At 71.8% G+C, this 17,844-nt stretch carries 16 protein-coding genes and 1 tRNA gene; 4 read left to right on the top strand and 13 right to left on the bottom strand.

What is annotated here, in order from left to right; all coding sequences use genetic code 11:
- The gene (locus ACFYYJ_RS28335) at positions 1 to 1,317 is read right to left on the bottom strand and encodes a peptidoglycan-binding protein (RefSeq protein ID WP_385360993.1); all 1,317 of its coding nucleotides are present in this window, start codon (positions 1,315 to 1,317) and stop codon (positions 1 to 3) included.
- A 238-nt stretch (positions 1,318 to 1,555) separates the two neighbouring features.
- Here ACFYYJ_RS28335 and ACFYYJ_RS28330 point away from each other — a divergent pair.
- Positions 1,556 to 1,629: transfer RNA gene (locus ACFYYJ_RS28330), tRNA-Lys, on the top strand.
- A 59-nt stretch (positions 1,630 to 1,688) separates the two neighbouring features.
- Here the strand turns inward: ACFYYJ_RS28330 and ACFYYJ_RS28325 are convergent.
- Both ACFYYJ_RS28325 and ACFYYJ_RS28320 read right to left on the bottom strand, forming a co-directional pair.
- Positions 1,689 to 2,351, bottom strand: coding sequence for a class F sortase (locus tag ACFYYJ_RS28325; protein ID WP_385124794.1), 663 nt, complete (start codon positions 2,349 to 2,351; stop codon positions 1,689 to 1,691).
- Positions 2,348 to 2,980 carry a hypothetical protein gene (locus ACFYYJ_RS28320; protein WP_385124792.1) on the bottom strand — a complete coding sequence of 211 codons (633 nt, stop codon included), beginning with the start codon at positions 2,978 to 2,980 and terminating at the stop codon, positions 2,348 to 2,350. The genes ACFYYJ_RS28325 and ACFYYJ_RS28320 overlap by 4 nt, the downstream gene beginning before the upstream one ends.
- Before the next feature lie 284 nt (positions 2,981 to 3,264).
- On the opposite strand from ACFYYJ_RS28320, the gene ACFYYJ_RS28315 reads away from it, so the two are divergent.
- Positions 3,265 to 4,770: a recombinase family protein gene (locus tag ACFYYJ_RS28315; protein WP_389136540.1), complete on the top strand. Its 1,506-nt coding sequence runs from the start codon at positions 3,265 to 3,267 to the stop codon at positions 4,768 to 4,770.
- Between the two features lie 193 nt (positions 4,771 to 4,963).
- A complete protein-coding gene (locus tag ACFYYJ_RS28310) occupies positions 4,964 to 5,743 on the top strand; it encodes an HAD-IIA family hydrolase (RefSeq protein WP_384593732.1) in 780 nt (259 codons plus the stop codon).
- 78 nt (positions 5,744 to 5,821) lie between these two features.
- Here the strand turns inward: ACFYYJ_RS28310 and ACFYYJ_RS28305 are convergent, their stop codons facing one another.
- The 10 genes from ACFYYJ_RS28305 to ACFYYJ_RS28260 form a co-directional block, all read right to left on the bottom strand.
- Positions 5,822 to 7,360, bottom strand: coding sequence for an alkaline phosphatase family protein (locus tag ACFYYJ_RS28305; RefSeq protein ID WP_385360976.1), 1,539 nt, complete (start codon positions 7,358 to 7,360; stop codon positions 5,822 to 5,824).
- Positions 7,361 to 7,506: 146 nt separating this feature from the next.
- Positions 7,507 to 8,589 (bottom strand): 2-aminoethylphosphonate ABC transporter substrate-binding protein, encoded by a 1,083-nt coding sequence (locus tag ACFYYJ_RS28300; RefSeq protein WP_389136536.1) that lies wholly within the window; start codon positions 8,587 to 8,589, stop codon positions 7,507 to 7,509.
- 74 nt (positions 8,590 to 8,663) lie between these two features.
- Complete coding sequence (locus ACFYYJ_RS28295) at positions 8,664 to 9,461, bottom strand: ABC transporter permease (RefSeq protein WP_385124788.1); 798 nt, start codon at positions 9,459 to 9,461, stop codon at positions 8,664 to 8,666.
- The gene (locus ACFYYJ_RS28290; protein ID WP_385124787.1) at positions 9,448 to 10,407 is read right to left on the bottom strand and encodes a 2-aminoethylphosphonate ABC transporter permease subunit; all 960 of its coding nucleotides are present in this window, start codon (positions 10,405 to 10,407) and stop codon (positions 9,448 to 9,450) included. The genes ACFYYJ_RS28295 and ACFYYJ_RS28290 overlap by 14 nt, the downstream gene beginning before the upstream one ends.
- Positions 10,400 to 11,449, bottom strand: coding sequence for an ABC transporter ATP-binding protein (locus ACFYYJ_RS28285; RefSeq protein ID WP_385360985.1), 1,050 nt, complete (start codon positions 11,447 to 11,449; stop codon positions 10,400 to 10,402). Before ACFYYJ_RS28285 ends, ACFYYJ_RS28290 begins: the two co-directional genes overlap by 8 nt.
- Positions 11,446 to 12,168, bottom strand: coding sequence for a phosphonatase-like hydrolase (locus ACFYYJ_RS28280; protein WP_389136529.1), 723 nt, complete (start codon positions 12,166 to 12,168; stop codon positions 11,446 to 11,448). The genes ACFYYJ_RS28285 and ACFYYJ_RS28280 overlap by 4 nt, the downstream gene beginning before the upstream one ends.
- Positions 12,169 to 12,173: 5 nt before the next feature.
- Positions 12,174 to 13,295, bottom strand: coding sequence for a TIGR03364 family FAD-dependent oxidoreductase (locus ACFYYJ_RS28275; RefSeq protein WP_389136526.1), 1,122 nt, complete (start codon positions 13,293 to 13,295; stop codon positions 12,174 to 12,176).
- Positions 13,296 to 13,454: 159 nt separating this feature from the next.
- Positions 13,455 to 14,219 (bottom strand): GntR family transcriptional regulator, encoded by a 765-nt coding sequence (locus ACFYYJ_RS28270; RefSeq protein WP_385124782.1) that lies wholly within the window; start codon positions 14,217 to 14,219, stop codon positions 13,455 to 13,457.
- Between the two features lie 99 nt (positions 14,220 to 14,318).
- The gene (locus ACFYYJ_RS28265) at positions 14,319 to 15,134 is read right to left on the bottom strand and encodes a hypothetical protein (RefSeq protein WP_389136522.1); all 816 of its coding nucleotides are present in this window, start codon (positions 15,132 to 15,134) and stop codon (positions 14,319 to 14,321) included.
- A gap of 467 nt (positions 15,135 to 15,601) precedes the next feature.
- Entirely contained in the window at positions 15,602 to 16,678 is a 1,077-nt protein-coding gene (locus ACFYYJ_RS28260; RefSeq protein WP_389136519.1) for an ROK family protein, read from the bottom strand.
- A gap of 55 nt (positions 16,679 to 16,733) precedes the next feature.
- Here ACFYYJ_RS28260 and ACFYYJ_RS28255 point away from each other — a divergent pair, with 55 nt between their 5' ends.
- Positions 16,734 to 17,807, top strand: a complete 1,074-nt coding sequence (locus ACFYYJ_RS28255; RefSeq protein ID WP_385124777.1) for a Gfo/Idh/MocA family oxidoreductase — start codon at positions 16,734 to 16,736, stop codon at positions 17,805 to 17,807.
- The last annotated feature ends 37 nt before the right edge of the window (positions 17,808 to 17,844 follow it).

Raw genomic sequence — 17,844 nt, 5'->3', positions numbered from 1 at the left:
TCATGCGAACAGCCGGCGCCAGGTTTCCGGGCCCGGATAGCCGTCGGCCGCCGCGCCGCGCCAGCCCTGCGCGCGTTGGAACGCCTCGACGGCGCGGCGGTCGGCCTCGCTCCAGCGGGGGCCCGGGCCGGTCCGGTAGTACTTGCCGAAGCCCTTCTTGACCAGTTGGCGGCCCAGCGCGGTGATGGCCTCGTGCGAGGAGCCCGGGCGGAACACCGACGCCCCGGGATAGGCCCGTACGCCGCCCGGACCCGCCGCGCCGCCCACCGGCGGCGCGATGTCCTTGCCCTGGCGGTCGACCAGCAGCCGCCAGGTGTGCGCGCCCGGCATCCCGTCCGCCTCCGCGCCCGTCCAGCCCTGGGCGAGCTGGAAGGCCTGCGTGGCCAGCCGGTCGGAATCCGACCACGTCCTGCTCGCGCCCTGCGGGTAGAAGCGGGAAGCGCCCCGGTCGATCAGCATCCGGCCGAGCCGGGCGATGTGGTCGTTGCTCTGCCCGGGGCCGAACTTCCCCGCGCCCGGGAACGCCGCGGAGCCCTCCGACGGCGCGCCCGGGGTGTCGACCCCGCCGACGACCCCGTTGTACCGGTACGGGAGGTACTTCGTCGCGTTGTTCCAGTACCCGTACGGCGTCGCCAGCTTCCGCGTCGTCGGGCGCGTCTGCTCGTAGGCGATGTAGTGCGTGCGGGTCTCGTCCACCCACCCGCCGAAGAGGGTGACGTGCGAGCCCTTGTTCGGGTCCGCCGGGTTGTGGAAGAGCAGCATGTCCCCCGGCAGCAGCTCGTCCTTCGTGATGCGGGTGGCGAACTTGTCCAGGCTGCCGGTCCACTCGTTCGTACCCAGGTTCCAGGCCATGGAGACGAAGCCCGAGCAGTCCTGCCGATAGCCGTCGGTCCAGTACTCGGACATGCTGTACGGGACCTTCGCGTCCAGCCACAGCTTCGCCCGGTTGACGATCGTCGTCCGGTCCAGTCGCTTCAGCGCGGCCGCCGGAGCTCCCGGGGCCCCGGGCTTGCCGGCCGGGCCGGCCTTCGGGCCGTGCAGCGGGGACCTGCCGCCCTGGGGGGTGCCGGGGTCGTCGTGCGCCACCGGTCCCGGGGCCGGGGCGGTCACCGCGACGGCGGCCGAGCCGCCACCGCCCAGGACCGCTCCCGCCGCGGTGACCAGGACCAGCGCGCGCCGTGCGCCGCGCGCCGCGGGATGCCCCCCGTCCCGCAGCGGTATGGCCCGGGCGCGGGCCAGTGCGCGGCGACGCTCCGCGCATCCCCGACATGGGCAGTCGCCCGCGGGCTCGTACTCCTCGAAGGCGGGCATCGGCATCGGCACCCGCTCGGGCGCCGGTGTCGGCTCATGCATCGGAGGCTGCATCGTCATGCGGTTCCGTCCACTCCCCTGCTCGTCCACTGTTCGGCCGGACCGCGTCTGGCGGGGCATCAGATGCGGTACGGCCAGACATATCGTGCACGATAAACCCCCCAAACATGGGTTAATCGGACAAGGCGGGCGTGGCTGGTCACGAGCACCTCCGCAAGTGGGGTAGAGTTTTCCCTGTCAGCAAGCGCCGCTAGCTCAGTTGGTTAGAGCAGCTGACTCTTAATCAGCGGGTCCGGGGTTCGAGTCCCTGGCGGCGCACAGACGGAAGAAGCCCCTCGCAGTGAGAACTGCGAGGGGCTTCTTCGTTGTGCGAGCGCCTACGCCGCCGTGCCCGGGCGGACGCCCGCACCCGTGAGGTAGGCGGAGACCACCACGTTGGCCGTGTACTCCTTGGCCTCCTTGTCGTACGAACCGCCGCAGGTCACCAGCCTCAGTTCGGCCCGGCCCGCGATCCGCTGTCCGTACGCCTTGTGCGGGTCGAAGCCCGCGCGCTCGTAGACCCGCACGTCCTCGATGGTGAACTCGGCGACCGAGCCGTCCGCCCGCACCACCCGCACCTTGTCGCCCGGCTGCGCCGAGCTCAGGCCGTAGAACACCGCGGGTTTGGCGCGGGTGTCCACGTGCCCCACCATCAGCGCGGTTCCCGCCGCGCCCGGCTGTACGCCCTTGCCCCACCAGCCCACCGTGCCCGGGCTGTCGTACGGGGGCGGTTCGATCGCGCCGTCCTTGTCCAGGTCCCGGGGGATCACCGGGGCCTGGATGCCTATGGAGGGCACGTCGACCCGCTGCGGCAGGGCCCCCGCGAGCGGGGCGCGCGCGGCGGGCAGCCCCGGGCCGACCGTCCCTCCGGCCTGGCCGGCGAGCGGGGCCGGGACCCCGGTGATCTGGCGGCCCCACAGCCACAGTCCGAGCACCAGCACCGACCAGGCGGCGAAGGTCAGCAGCCGCCCGCCGGGGGAACCCTTGGCCTCCGCGCTCATTCGCCGCTGCGTCGGCGGCGCAGGGTCAGCGCCCGGCCGGCCACCGCCAGGGTGGCCACCGCGGCGAGGACCGCGCCGATCACGGTGTGCGGCAGGCCCGGACCGCCGCCGCCGTGCTCCTTCTTCGCGGCCGCGGCCAGCTCGGCGTCGCCGGCCTTCTGCGGCTGCTGCTTGGCGACCTCGGCCGCCATCCCGCCTCCGCCGGCGTGGACCGGCCAGACCGGCGAGGCGTGGTGGCTGGGGTGGTGGCCGATCTCGATGGAGCCGGTGACCCCGTCGCGGCCGTCGCAGGTCACCCGGACGGCGTGCCAGCCGGGCGAGGCGTGCGAGACGATCCGGCCGGACCCGTAGAGCGGGCTGCGTCCGCCGTCGCGTCCGTACAGGTCGATGTCGTCCACGAAGACGGAGGACTTCGCCGAGCCCCGGGTGCCCTCGCAGCCGTGGACGCGCAGCTTGACCTCCGCTCCGGGGTGGGCCGGATTCGGCTCGATCGAGATGTTTCCACCCCGGTCGCGGCGGTCGCCGTGGTCCTCCTCGCCCGCCAGGGCGGTGGGCGCGGCCACCGTGGTGAGCGCCGTCAGGGCGACGGCCACTCCGGTGGCACGGAGAGCGATCAGAACACTGCGCATGGTGAACCTCCTCGTCAAGGAGATTCACGCGCGGCGCGCCGCTCCGCATCCGGAGCGGCGCCGTACGTGTCAGCCCTGTCAGCCGTACGCCTCAAACACGGTTCGCCCCCATGGCCGAACGCGCCGGCCCGAACGGGTCGGGCGGCTTGATGATCAGCGCGCGACCGCGTCGGAGACGAAACGGGCCCCCGCGCCGTGCCCGAACATGTACGTTCGCACCTCATTCCGCACGCATAGAACATATGCTGCGAGATGACCGTGAAACATCTGTCAATGGGGGAGACGTGCTCACAGTCGGCGGGTACATCCGGATCTCGGACATCGGCCGGCTGGGCGATGGACGCGACGGCAAAGAGGGCCTCATACGTCAGCGCGAAGACGTATACGACCTGGCCAAGCTGATGAGATGCAACGTGCACCGCATGTACGAGGACAAAGATGCCTCCGCCTACAAGCGCCACGTGAAGCGCAACGATTTCGAAGCGATGGTCATCGACCTTGAACGAGGCCTGATCAGTGGAATCTTGGCGTACAACATCGACCGCATTGCACGCCAGCCTCGCGACCTGGAACGCCTCATCGACATCTACGAGCAGGCCCGTCGCCCCATGGCCTTCGCCACCACGTCGGGGGACTACGACCTCACGACCGCCGACGGACGCTTCCAGGCCCGGATCTACGTCACCATCGCCAATAAGTTCTCGGCAGACGCCGCGCGCCGAGTTGCCCGGCAAAAACTCGCGGAGGCCGGCGACGGAAGGCCCCACAAGGGGCAGCGGGCGTTCGGCTGGATGGACTCCGTAAGAATTGACGAACGGGAAGCCGAGCTCCTCACGATCGCACGCAAGGACATCATCGACGGAAAGAAAGTCGCTACCGTCCATCGGGAATGGACGGAACTCGGCATTCGGAGCCCTCAGACGCCCCCGGGCAAGACGATCGGGTACACGAGCGTTAAATACGTGCTCCGCAACCCCAGGCTGTGCGGTTATCGCGCCTACATTCCCCAGGAGGTGCGCGAGCGGTCAGGCCGAGTCGATCCCGTCGAGTGGCTCATCGAACGGACGGACGGGACCCCCGTGAGGGGCCAGTGGGAAACCATCTTCACGCCCGACGAGTGGCGCGAGTTGGTGGACGTGCTCGACGCCCGCACGAAGACCGGCAAGGGCCGGAAGGCCGGAAGCACCGTCACCAAGCGCCTGTTGACGAGCATCGCACGTTGCGGGAAGTGCGGTTCCGGCCTCTCTTCCGGGACATACGCGCGCGGCACTACCAGCTACGAGAAGTACGGGTATTACTACTACTGCCGCAAGGCAGACGGCGGCTGCGGCAGCCTGTCGAGAAGTGGACCTCCGGTCGAGGACTACATGGAGAAAGCCCTGCTCGGCAACCTGATGGAGCAGACCACGTCCCTTCAATCCGCCCCGAAAGAGGACCCCGAGCCGGCCGCCGCCAAGGCGACGTTGAAACAGATCGAAGCCGACAAGGTCGAAGCCCGCCGACTGCGGGCCGATGGCCTGTTCTCTCTCGCGGAGTTCGTGCGGGAGATCCGGCGACTGGAGGAGAAGGAGCAGGAGACGAAGGAGAAGGTCTCCGACCTTTCGGCTGCACCCGCACGGGCAGGGAGCACGGCGGCACGCGTCGTCCGAGAGTGGGGCAACTACACCATCGACATGAAACGGGAAGAGATCCGGAAGCGCGTCGAGGCCGTGGTGGTGCAGCCCGTCGGCAAAGGTGGGGCCCAGCGAGGAGCCTTCCGCCCCGACCTGATCGAGATCATCTGGAAGTAGCCGAAACAGGGCAGCACCTCCACAACGCACTCGTCGCCACCGGTTCCAGGAAGAGCGCTGCGCGGTGCCACTGCGCGCATCACGTCAGACCGGAAGCATGATTCAAGAGCCACTGGCATCGATAGGCTGGGGTGTCGGCACAGCGTCGTCCCGGCGCACCCCCAGCCACCCACGCGTACAGGAGACCGGCAACATGGCGAAGCGCAAGCCCATCGAATCGTGGCTCACCGACATGGACGGGGTACTGATGCACGAAGGCGTCCCCGTGCCGGGAGCAGACGCGTTCATCAAAAAGCTGCGCGACTCCGGTCGCCCGTTCCTGGTGCTGACGAACAACTCCATGCATACGGCGCGAGACCTTAACGCGCGACTCAGTCGAATCGGCTTGGACGTGCCCGCCGAGAACATCTGGACTTCGGCACTCGCGACCGCCAAGTTCCTCGACAAGCAGCATCCCGGCGGTTCCGCCTACGTCATCGGTGAGGCCGGCCTGACCACCGCGCTACACGAGGTGGGGTACATCCTGACGGATACCGAGCCGGATTTTGTCATTCTGGGCGAAACGCGAACCTACTCGTTCGAAGCCATGACGAAGGCGGTGCGCTTGATCAATAATGGCGCACGGTTCATTGCGACGAATCCAGACGAGACGGGCCCCTCTGCCGAAGGTGTGCTTCCCGCTACGGGCGCGGTTGCCGCCCTCATTACGAAGGCGACGGGGAAGGAGCCCTATTTCGTGGGGAAGCCGAACCCGCTGATGATGCGCACGGGCCTCAACGCCATCGGCGCCCATTCCGAGACCAGTGCCATGATCGGCGACCGGATGGACACCGACATCCTCGCCGGACTGGAAGCGGGGATGGAGACGTTCCTTGTCCTCACCGGACTGACAGCCCCGGGGGACATCGACAAGTTCCCGTACCGCCCGACGCATGTGAAGGACTCCATCGCGAACCTGGTCGACCTCATCTGACCGCGAGGTCCCCCAGTCCGGGTCGTGGACGCAGAAGCGTCGTCCGCCCGGACTGCGGGTCCCCGCATACTGCGCGGATCAGCCCAGGCGGACGTTGTCGACGGTCCAGTACCAGTTGTTGCTGCCCGCGTAGCGGAAGCGGACCTGTACGTCGGTGGCGCCGGCCGGGACCTGGAGCGCGATCGACTCGGACTTGGCGACGGCGTCGGCCGTGTAGCTCTTGACGACCGTCTGCGCACCGCCGTTGTAGGAGACGAGGACCTGGGCGGTCTGCCCGGCCTCGTGGCGGTAGTGCGTCTGGAAGGTCAGGTTGCGCGTGGTGCCGCCGGTGACCGCCCACTTGGGGGTGATCAGGGTGGAGTCGTAGCCGCCGGTGTGGCTCTTGTCGTCCCACTCGTCGGAGTCGGCGACGGCGAAGACGTCACGGGAGCGGACGTTCAGCTCGCGCCACTGGTCGCGCTGCGCCTGGCTCCAGAACTCGTCGGTGGCGAAGGCCCAGCCGGCCCACTCGGCGACACCGCCCGTTCCCATCTTGGAGTTGTCGATCGACCAACCCGCGGGCGGGGTGTGCGTGAAGCCCTTGGTGCCGGCCGGGATGCCCGTCTCGTCCACGCGCGCCTGGAGGTTGGGGCGCAGGGTGTCGAAGGGGTCGTCGTCCGGGGAGTCCAGCGGGACGCCGTCCAGCCCGCTGGTGGGGACTCCGACCTGCTGGAGCGCGGTCGCGGCGACGTCCACCAGCCTGACGTCGCTGCGGACCGAACCGGCCGGGATGCCCGCGCCCTTGGCGATGACGAAGGTGCCGCGCTCCTGGATGGAGGAGCCGCCGTGGCCGCCGGCGTCGGTGTGGCCGTGGTCGGTGGTGACCAGGATCTTCCAGTTCTCCTGGCCGTAGGTGGGGCGGTTCCGGACGGCGGTGAGGACCTGGCCGATCAGCGCGTCGACACGGCCGATGGCGTCGAGGTACTGCTGACTGGCCGCGCCGTAGGAGTGTCCGGCGTGGTCGACCTCGCCGAGGTAGACGAAGGCGGCGTCCGGGTTCTGGCCCTGCAGTTCGGCGGCGGCAGCGGCGGCGATCTTCGGGTCCTCGCTGCCGTAACCGTCGCGGTCGCCCTTGAGGTTGAGCCGCTTGTCGACCTTCGGCGAGAAGATCGGGCCGTTCTGGTCGGTGGAGGTGATGGGCTCCCAGTCGGCGGCCGCGTAGGTGTTGAGCGCCGGCTTGGCGTTCTCGATGCGGGTCAGGAAGTCCGGGTAGGCCGTGTAGTTCTTGCCGGTGAAGGAGTTGTCCTTCACGCCGTGCTTGTCGGGCCACACGCCGGTGGCGATGGTGGACCAGCCGGGGCCCGAGGAGGTGGCGGCCATCGGGTTCGCGTACAGGGTGCTCTTGGCGGTCATGCCCTGGGCCATCAGGCCCTGGAGGTTCGGGGCGTTGGCGACCTTGACGCGGTCGAGGACCGTGCCGTCGATGCCGATGACGAGGACCTTGTCGGTGTTGCCGGCCGCGGCGGCGGAGGTGGCCGTGGCGGTGTGCACGCCGAGGGCGGTGGCGAGCAGGGCCGTGGCGGTGGCGGCCACGGCGAGCGTGCGGGTGCGGGTGCGTCCGGGCAGGACAGTGGACACGTACTCCTCCTGGGAGCAAGTGAGCGGCGGAAGGCGCGGGACCTTGCGGGGGCGTGCGTACGGGCCCGGACCGGAGGGACGGCTTCGGTCCAGACCCGTTATGCAAGCGTCACTCTTCCGGTCGTGGGTGACCGGGAGGTGACCGGTTAGCTTCCGGTCGCCGACTTCCACGCGTCGACGTAGGCGGAGAGGTTCTTGTCGATGTCGGCCCAGTCCGGCTCGAAGACCTCGACACCCGTCATGATCTTGGTGAGTTCGACGGCGTTCGCGTCGGTCGGCTTGACGTCGGTGCGCGCCGGGAAGCCGCCGCCGACCTCGCTGACCAGCTTCTGGGCGTCCTCGCCGAGCAGGAAGTCGAGGAGCTTCTTGCCGTTCTCGCTGTGCGGGGCCTTGTCGACCAGACCGGCCGCGTAGGGCAGCGCGAAGGTGGTCGGCTTGCCGCCGTCCTTCGCGGGGAACCAGATGCCGAGGTTCGGCATGGACTTGGACTGCGCGTAGTTCATCTGGACGTCGCCGTTGGCGACGAGCAGTTCGCCCTTGTCGGTCTTCGGCGCGAGCTTGCTGGTCGAGGAGGACGGGCCGACGTTGTTGGCCTGGAGCTTCTTCAAGTACTCGTTCGCCGGCTCCTTGCCGCCGAAGTCGTGCATCGCCTTGATGAGAACGGCGGTGCCGTCGCCGGCGACGCCCGGGGTGGAGTACTGGAGCTTGCCCTTGTACTTGGCGTCCAGCAGCTCCTCCCAGGTCCTGGGGGCCTGCGTCAGCTCCTTCTTGTTGTAGACGAAGCCGAAGTAGTTGTTGACGACCGAGGTCCACTTGCCGTCGGCGGCCTTGTCGCCGCCGTTGACCTTGTCGGAGCCCTGGGGCTTGTAGGCCTGGAGCAGGCCCTTGCCGTCGGCCTGCTGGATGAAGGGCGGCAGGGTGACGATGACGTCGGCCTGGGTGTTGGTCTTCTCGCGGGCGGCGCGCGCCACCAGCTCGCCGGAGCCGCCCTCGACGAGCTTGACCTCGATGCCGGTCTTCTTGGTGAAGTCGGCGAAGACCTTGTCGTACCAGCCGTCGCCCTTCTCGCTCTTGAGGCCGTCGGCGCTGTAGACGGTGACGACCTTCTCGCCGCCGCCGTCCTTGCCGGCGGCGGCGGTGGAGGCACCGCCGCAGGCGGTGAGGGAGACGGCGAGGGCGAGGGCGCCGGTGACGGCGGAGGCGGTACGGAGCAGGACCTTGCTGGGCATGGAACTTCCTCACGGGGAAAGGGAGTCGGCGGGGACTTGGCGGGGGTGGCGAGCGAGGGAATCCGGGGAACCGGTCAGCGGTACGAGGCCCTGGTGCGGATCCGGGAGACCGCCGGCAGGACGATCAGCGTGGCGGCCATCAGGACCACGGCGACGGCGGAGCCGCCGTAGAGCGAACCGCGGTCGGTGGCCGTGAAGATCCGGACGGGAAGGGGCATCCAGTCCGGCGGGTAGAGCATCATCGTGGCGCTCAGCTCACCCATGGACAGGGCGAAGCAGAGCCCGGCGGCCGCCGTGAGCGACGGCAGCAGGAGCGGGAGCTTGACCCGCCACAGCACGTACGAGGGGCGGGCGCCCAGGGAGGCCGCCGCCTGCTCGTAGGCCGGGTCGAGACGAACGATGGCGGCCGAAACCGACTGGTGGGCGAACGCCGTGACAAGAACGGTGTGCGCCAGGATGACGATGGAACTCGTGCCGTTGAGCAGCACCGGGGGCCGGCTGAAGGCGACGAGCACGGCGAGGCCGACGACCACGGACGGCACGGCGACGGGCAGCATGAACAGCGCGTCGATGGCCCGCTTGCCCCGCTTCTTCAGTGCGGCGCCGGCCAGCGCGGCCCAGGTGCCGACGGTCAGCGCGAGCAGGCTCGCGACCACGGCGGTGACCAGGCTGGTGGTCAGGGCCTGGAGGGACTCGCCCCGTACGGCGGAGGCGTAGTTCGCGGTGGTCGCGCCGGAGGGGAAGGCCCCGGACCAGCGGGTGGCGAAGGAGGCCGCGACCACGACGAGCAGGGGCAGGGCGAAGAGCGGCAGGAAGAGGAGGCCGAACAGGCCCCAGGCGGCCCAGCGGCCGGTCTTGCTATGCACCAGCACGCTTGCCCACCACCCGGTAGAGGCCGAACAGGCCGACGGAGATCGCGATGTTGACGACGGCGACCACGCAGGCGGCCGAGTAGTCGGATTCGAGGATGGCCTTGCCGTAGATCAGCATCGGAAGGGTCGTGACGTCCTTGGCTCCGGTGAACAGGACGATCCCGAACTCGTTGAGGCACATGACCAGGACGAGGCTGCCGCCGGCGGCGAGGGCCGGGAGGGCCTCGGGGAGGATCACCTTCCGCACGATCCGGGCGGGGCGGGCGCCGAGGCTCGACGCCACCTCCAGCTGGGCGGTGTCCAGTTGGGAGAAGGCGGCGAGCAGCGGGCGCATCACGAAGGGCGTGAAGTAGGTGATCTCCGCGAGGAGGACGCCCCAGGGGGTGGTGAGGAAGTGGAACGGCCCTTCGGCGGCGCCGGTGAGGTCGGTCCAGACCCCGTTCGCCATGCCGACGGTGCCGTAGATGAAGAGCAGCGCGAGGGTGATGAGGAAGGAGGGGAAGGAGAGGAAGACGTCGATGAACTTCGCGACGCCGCGGGCCCCGGGGAAGGGCACGAACGCGATGATCAGCGCGAGCGTGAAACCGAGGAGGAGACAGCCGGCGGTGGCGCCGACGGCGAGCCAGACGGTGTTCCCGAGCGCCTCGCGGAAGGAGGCGGAGGCGAGGACGGACCCGTACGCGTCGAAGGCACCGCCCCCGTTCTCCGGGCTGAACGACTGCTGGACCACCAGCCCGAGCGGGTACAGGAACACGAGCGCGAGCACGACGACGGGCGGCACGGACCACACCCACGGCGGCACATGCCGGTGGGCCGGGGCGGAGCCCCGATCTTTCAGCCCCGCCTGCGTTTGAGGCGCGGGGTCCGGGGCGGAGCCCCGAGCCTCCCCGGTGGGGGCCTGCCGGGTCGGGACGCCGGCGGCCGCACGCCGCGTGGCCTCAGCCATCGGACACCCCTGCGGCCAGCAGCACCGCATCGCGCGGTTCGAAGTGCAGCGTCACCCGGTCCCCCAACGCCGGAGTCTCCCGCAGTTCGGGGAGGTCCGCCTTCACGCGGTGCCCGTCGACGTCCACGTACAGCCGGTGCGTGGATCCCCGCCACTGGACCTCGGCGATCGTGCCGCTCAGCGCGTTCGGGCCGTCGCCGAGGCCGAGCAGGTGCGGCCGTACGCACAAGGTGGCCGTGGAGCCGGGCAGGGCCCGGCCCGAGTCGAGGGCCAGGGGCCGCCCGGCGAACACCGCGCCGCCCTCCGCGACCGTGACCGGCAGCAGGTTCGCGTTGCCGACGAACGACGCCGTGAACTCGGTGCGCGGGGCCCGGTACAGCTGCTGCGGGGTCCCGCAGTCCTGGAGCCGGGCCTTGTCCATGACGGCGATCCGGTCGGCGAGGGTGAGCGCCTCCACCTGGTCGTGCGTGACGTACAGGATGGAGACGTCCGGCAACTCGCGGTGCAGCCGGGCCAGTTCCGCGAGCATCCCGGAGCGCAGCTGCGCGTCGAGGGCCGAGAGGGGTTCGTCCAGGAGGAGGACCCCGGGGCGGATGGCCAGCGCCCGCGCGATGGCGACGCGCTGCTGCTGCCCGCCGGACAGCTCGCGGGGGTAGCGCTTGGCGTAGGCGGCCATGCCCGTGAGTTCCAGGGCCTCGGCGACCCGCCCGGGGATCTCCGCCTTGGGCGCCTTCTGCGCCTTGAGGCCGAAGGCGACGTTGTCCTCGACGCGCATGTGCGGGAAGAGGGCGTACTGCTGGACGACCATGCCGATGCCGCGCTTGTGCGGCGGGAGCGCGGTGACGTCCCGGCCGCCGATGAGCACGCGGCCGGCGGCGGGGCGGACGAATCCGGCGACCGCGCGCAGCGCCGTGGTCTTGCCCGAGCCGGAGGGGCCGAGCAGGGCCATCACCTCGCCGGGCTCGACGGTGAGGTCGAGGGAGTCCAGGACGGTGTTGCCGCCGTACGCGACGCTGACCCCTTCGAAACGTATGCCGCTCACGCCGACTCCGCCCGGGGGGCGGGCGCGGCCAGGAGCGCCGGGAGTTCGGCGATGGAGTCGAGTACGTGGGTGGCGCCGTGTCCGGTCAGGGCCGCCCGGTCGTGGGCGCCGGTGAGGACGCCTGCGACGGTGCCCGCGCCGGCGCGGGTGCCGCTGAGCATGTCGTAGGCGGTGTCGCCGGCGGTCACGATCTCGCGTACGTCGTCCACGGCGCCGGTCCGCAGGAAGGCGGCGAGCACCATGTCCGGGTACGGGCGGCCGCGGCCGCCCGCGTCCGCCGGGCAGAGGGTGAGGTCGGCGAGGCCCTGCCAGCCGAGCGCGTCGAGGATGGCGTCCTGGGTGACGCGGGCGAAGCCGGTGGTCAGGACCACGGTGCGGCCCTCGGCGCGGAGCCGCTCGATCGCGGCGCGGGCGCCGGGGATCTCGGAGATCAGGCCGGCGTCGACGAGTTCGCCGTAGGCCTGCTCGAAGGCGGAGTTGGCGCGCTGGGCGAGTTCCTCCGTATCGAAGAGGTGGCGGAAGACGGAGATCTTCGACTCGCCCATGGTGTCGCGGACGTACTGGAGCTTCGCGGCGTGATCGGCGCTGCCCGGCTCGACGCCGAGGTGGCCGGCGGCCCGCTCGAAGGCCCGCTCGACGAGGCCGCCGTCGGCGACGGTGGTGCCGGCCATGTCGAGGACGATCAGCCTGCTGCCGTTGTCGTTGTGTTCGGTGGTCATGCGGCTCACCAGCCCAGTTCGTTCGCGGTGGTCTCGGCGATGGCGGGCGAGCACGTCATGCCGCGTCCGCCGGGTCCGGTCACCAGCCAGACGCCGTCGGCCACCTGCCGGCGGTGGACGACGCGGGTGGTGTCGGTGCACTGCGCGTACACGCCCGCCCAGCGGCGCCGGATCTTCGGCAGCGGGCGGCCCAGGAAGGATTCGACGACCCCGACGAGGTGCTCGTACGGGTCTTCGAGGGTGTCGAACGCGAAGGGGTGCTCGTACTCGTGGGTGTCGCCGATGGTCAGACCGCCGTCGAGGCGCTGGACCATGAGCAGCTGCATCTTGTGCTCGGCGGCGACCGGTGCCTGCGCCTGCTCGGCGTTGAGCGCGTCGAGGGCCTCGCTCTTGTAGGCGGGGTAGTAGCGGAAGCTGTCGGCGTCCGCGACGGAGGTGGTCAGCGGCTCGCCGAGCGGGGCGGTCTGCATCATCTGGAGGCGGACGCGGCGCACGGGCAGTTCGGGGGCCAGTTCGCGGACCAGGCCGGCCAGCCAGGCTCCGGTGGCGAGGACGACCACGTCGCCGCGGTGGACGTCACCGTGGTCGTCGCGGACGGCGCCCGTACCGACGACCTCGCGGACCTCGCGCCCGGGGAGGAAGGTGTAGCGGCCGGTGGCCGTCAGCGCCGCCCGCAGGTGCGGCTGCGCGGTGCGCGGCTCGACGGCCGCGTCCCGCTCGCACCACAGGGCGGCGTCGAACCCGCCGCGCAGGGCCGGGTTGATCCGCCGGGCCTCCTCGGCGCCGACCAGCTCGTAGCCGCGGGCGGCGGCATCGGGCCGGGCCAGGGCCGCCTCGGCGACGGCGTACTCGCGCTCGCCGCGGACGGGGGTGAGGGAGCCGATGGCGCGGAAGCCCAGGCCGGGCACCTCCGCGCCGATGCTCTCCCAGAGCTCGCGGGCCCGCAGGGCGGTGTCGAGCTCCTCGCCCCCCGCCCGACCGCTGACCCAGATCTGGCCGAAATTGCGCAGGGACGCGCCACGGGCCTCCGCCTCGCGCTCGATCTGGACGACCTCGTGGCCGCGTTGGACTGCTTGCCAGGCGTGCATGGTGCCGACCACGCCGCCTCCGACGACTATGACTCTCACGCCGACCAAAGTGGCCGCGCGCCGTGACGGAGGGGGATCCGAAGGACAACGCGTCGGTGAACAGCCCCCCAAACTTGGCCTAGACCCGTTACCTTCTCGTGATCGAATGGCGTTTGAGCTTCGCCCCGCTCCACCCCCTATGCGCCGTTTCCCGGCCGTCTATTCGGGGCGCAGGCGGGTCGTGAAGCTGAACCGGTCACCACGGTAGAGCGAACGCACCCGCTCCAGCGGTCGGCCGTCCGTATCGCGCGAGAAGCGGTGGATGAGCAGCATCGGGAGCGCGGGCGGGGTGCCGATCAGCAGGGCTTCGCGGGGGGTCGCGAGGACCGTCTCCAGCTTCTCGTCGGCGTCGCCGAAGGAGATCCCGAGGCTGTCGCGCAGATATCCGTAGAAGGAGGAGTCGGGCCGGAAATCGCTGTCCAGGCGGGGCGCGCGGGCCACCCGGATGTACGTGCTCTCCAGGCCGACGCGCTCGTCGTCCGCGAGCAGCACGCGCTCCAGGTGCCAGACGGGCTCGCCGGCCTCGGCGCCGATGCCGGGGGCGAGGTCGGGCGGGCAGGGGAACCGCTCCAGACCGATGAGGTGACGCCCCGGGCGCCGGCCCTGACGCCGTACGCCCTCGGTGTAGCTCGCCAGCGACAGCGGCTGCTCCAACTTGGGCCCGGCGACGACGGTCCCTCGGCCGGAGCGGCGCAGCCGGCCCTCCAGCAGGAGCTCGCGCAGGGCCTGGCGGACGGTCTCGCGGGACACCTCGTACCGCTCGGCGAGATCCCGCTCGGTGGGCAACAGGCCGCCTTCGCCGAGCTCGTCGAGCAGTCCGGCGATCCGGGCCTTGACGGCGTAGTACTTGGGGATGCGGCCGTGCTCGGGGATACCGGAGCGCACGGGTGAGCCGGGGCGGTGCGGCGGGTTCTGTTCTTCCACGGTGGGACTCTATGCGGGAGGGATGTCCCGGCCGCGGTACGGGGGTTCGGGGGCCGGTCGGCGGCGCCGGTTCAGCGGGGGCGGTTCAGCGGGGGCGGTTCAGCGGGGGCGGTTTCGCAGGCGCCGGGCGCCGAGGACGAGCCCGCCGCCGGCGAGGAGGGCGACGGCGGCGCCACCCGCCCCGTACACCCCGTACGCCAGGTCGTGGTGGCCGCCGCCGGTGTGGGCGAGGGAGCCCGCCGCACCGACGTCCCCGTCCCAGTAGCCGTCCCCGTACCCGTCCCCGTACCCGTCGGCGTCGCTGTCCGGGCCCTCGACGGAGAACCGGTATCCGCCCGCCTCCCCGACCCAGTCACCGTCGTCGCCCTTGCGCTGCACGAGGGCCGCGTCGGCGACGACCTCGCCGGTGGGGGCGTCCGGGGCGAAGGCGAGGGAGACCTTGACGGTCAGGTTTCCGCCGGGCCCGACGGAGAACCCGGGGAACGCGTCGCCGCCGTCGAACACCGCGATGATCTCGTCGCGGTCGGTCCGCTCCAGGCTGACCGGGAAGGGGCCGCCGGGCGCGTCGAAGTCCATGCGCAGGTGCGCGGGGCGCAGGGCGCGGGCCTTGTCCGTGAAGACGATGACGGGGTGGATGGCCTTGCACTGGGTGTTCGTGCCGTTCGTCAGGTCCAGGTACCAGCTCTGCGGTCCGCCGCCGGTCCGGTACACGGCCGGCCCGCCGCGGATGCGTGCCCCGATGGGGAACGCGGCGCTCTTCCCGTCGCCGCAGGTGGCGAGGGCGCGCGAGGGCATCGCGGGGGCGGGACGGGCACCGCCGCCGGTGCCGATGTCCGCGCCGGCGGTGGGGGCGGTGGCGACCGCTGCGGCGCAGAGGACGGCGGTGAGGGCCAGTGCTTTGCGCAGTCGCCGCATGGAGGACCCTCACTGCTAGTCGGACTGGACCGAACTGAACTGGACAGGACGGGACGGGACGTTGGTCGGACCAGCCGACAATCACCCCGGCTCAGCCCGCACCCTGCCATGCCGTCCGCACTCCCGATCGCAGCCGCGCCCGCCCGGCCCCGCTTTCCGCCCAATCGGCGGACGAGCCGCGCCGGCCCGCCGTGTGCTCCCCCTACGGCGCTCCGCGCCCGCGCCTCGAACGCCGGCGGGGCTGGATTTTTCAGCCCGTCCGGCGTTTGGGGACGGGGTTACCTCCCTGCGGTAGCCGGGGGAGGGTCCGGGCAGAGCCCGGGGAACGGTGGAAGGGCGGGTAGGGGACCGGCTCCGCGCAGCGGCACCCCGGGTCGGGCCGCAGGGTGGGCCGTCGGGGCCGGGCGTGCGACGCCCCTGCGGGGGTGTCACCTGGGCCGCCCCGCCGAGCACTCGCGTACGACGGATCAGCCCGTGCGGCCGAAGAACGGGGCCAGGGCCAGTTCCGCCGCGCCCTCCGCCACGCCCACCGCCGCCACCGCGACCACCGGCGGATCGGGGTTCAGCCGCCGCGCCGCGAGCACCCCGCCGACGCCGGCCACGAACACCTCCGGGGCCGCCTCGACGACCCGCCCACCCAACAGCACCCGGTCCACGTCCAGCAGCGCCACCAGGTTCGCCGCCCCCTCCCCCAGGATCCGCGCCGCCTCGACGAGGTCCCCGCGGGCCACCGCGTCCAGGCACAGCACCTCCGCGCACCCGCGCCCCCCGCACCGGCACGGCGGGCCGTCCAGGCTGAGCACCTGGTGCCCGAACTCGCCCGCCGCCGACCGGCCCCCGCGATAGACCCCGCCGCCCAGCCACAGCCCCGCGCCGAGCCCGCTGCCGACGTGCAGGTACGCGGCCCCGCCGGTCGCCCCGGCCGGTACGGACCCGGCGACGCCCGCGTTGGTGTCCTTGTCCACCCGTACCGGCGCCGCGTCCCCCAGCCGCCGCTCCAGCGCCTCCCGCAGCGGGTACCCCTCCCACGCGGGAAAGCCCGTCACCCGCCCCATCAGCCCGCGCGCGGAATCCAGCGGCCCCGGCGCGGCCACACCCACCCCGAGCAGCGCCGGCCCCCGCACCCGTGCACAGGCCCGTACGACCTCCTCGACCACCGCGTCCGGGCCGGCGCCGAAGTCGAGCGGGCCGCGGCTCTCGGCGAGGAGCCCGCCCGCGAGGTCGACGCGTACCGCCCGAAGCTCGTCGCGGTCGATCTGCACGCCGACCGCGCACCGCGCCTCCGGCACCAGCCTGAGCAGGGTCCGCGGTTTGCCGCCGGTGGACGCCGCGCGGCCGGCCTCCGCGACCAGGCCGTCCGCCGCCAGCCGCGCCGTGATCTTGCTGACGGCCTGCGGGGTGAGCCCCGTACGGGCGGCGAGCGCGGCGCGGTCCAGCCCCTGTGGGCCGGCTCCGCGCAGCAGGTCCAGCAGCAGGGCCTCGTTGTGCCCGCGCACCCCCGGCAGGTTCACGCCGCCACGCCAGTCCCCACTACCCCTGTTCACCCGGCCATTCTCCACCCTCCTTGCACTTTGGCAACACTGTTGCCAAAGTAATCCCATGAGTACCGCACCCCTCCGCGTCGGCGTCATCGGCTACGGACTCGCCGGTTCCGTCTTCCACGCCCCCCTCGTGGCCGCCACCGACGGGCTCGTCCTCGACACGGTCGTCACCTCCGACCCGGCCCGGCAGGCCCAGGCCCGCGCCGAGTTCCCCGACGTCCGCATCGCCCCCTCCGCCGAGGACCTGTTCGACGCGGGGCCGGACCTCGACCTCGTCGTGATCGCCTCCCCCAACAAGACCCACGTCCCGCTGGCCACCGCCGCCCTCACCCTCGGCGTCCCCGTCGTCGTGGACAAGCCGCTCGCCGCGACCGCCGCCGAGGCCCGCGAACTGGCCGCCCTCGCGGACGGCAGCGGAACGTTCCTCTCCGTCTTCCAGAACCGGCGCTGGGACAACGACTTCCTCACCCTGCGCCGTCTCCTCGCCGATGGCGAGCTCGGCGAGATCCAGCGCTTCGAGTCCCGTTTCGAGCGGTGGCGCCCGCAGCTCAAGGGCGGCTGGCGGGAGTCCGGCGCGCCGGAGGAGATCGGCGGCCTGCTGTACGACCTCGGCAGCCACGTCGTCGACCAGGCCCTGGTGCTCTTCGGCCCGGCCGTACGGGTCTACGCGGAGACCGACGTGCGCCGCCCGGGCGCCGAGGCGGACGACGACACCTTCATCGCCCTCACCCACGCTAACGGCATCCGCTCCCACCTCTACGTCAGCGCGACCACCGCCCAGCTGGGACCGCGCTTCCGCGTCCTCGGCTCGCGGGCCGGGTACGTCAAGTACGGCCTCGACCCCCAGGAGGGCGCCCTGCGCGAGGGCCTGCGCCCGACGCCGGGCGTCCCGTGGGGCGAGGAGCCCGAGCACCTCTGGGGGCTCATCGGCTCCGGCGAATCGCCGCTGACCGGCGGCGGCATCCCGGTCCGCACGGCGGCGGGCGACTACCCGGCGTACTACGCGGCCGTGGCCGCCGCCCTGCGCGAGGGCGGCCCCGCACCGGTCACGGCGTACGAGGCCGCGCACTGCCTGGACGTCCTGGAGGCGGCCCGCAGGTCCTCCCGCGACGGCGTGACCGTCGAGCTGTAGCTCCCGGGTGCGCGAAAGGGCGGGCCGCCACCGGCGG

This window comes from Streptomyces sp. NPDC002467 (assembly GCF_042889825.1).
GTDB lineage: Bacteria > Actinomycetota > Actinomycetes > Streptomycetales > Streptomycetaceae > Streptomyces.
Note: the sequence above shows the minus strand (reverse complement) of the source record. Positions and strands in the feature narration are given on the sequence as shown.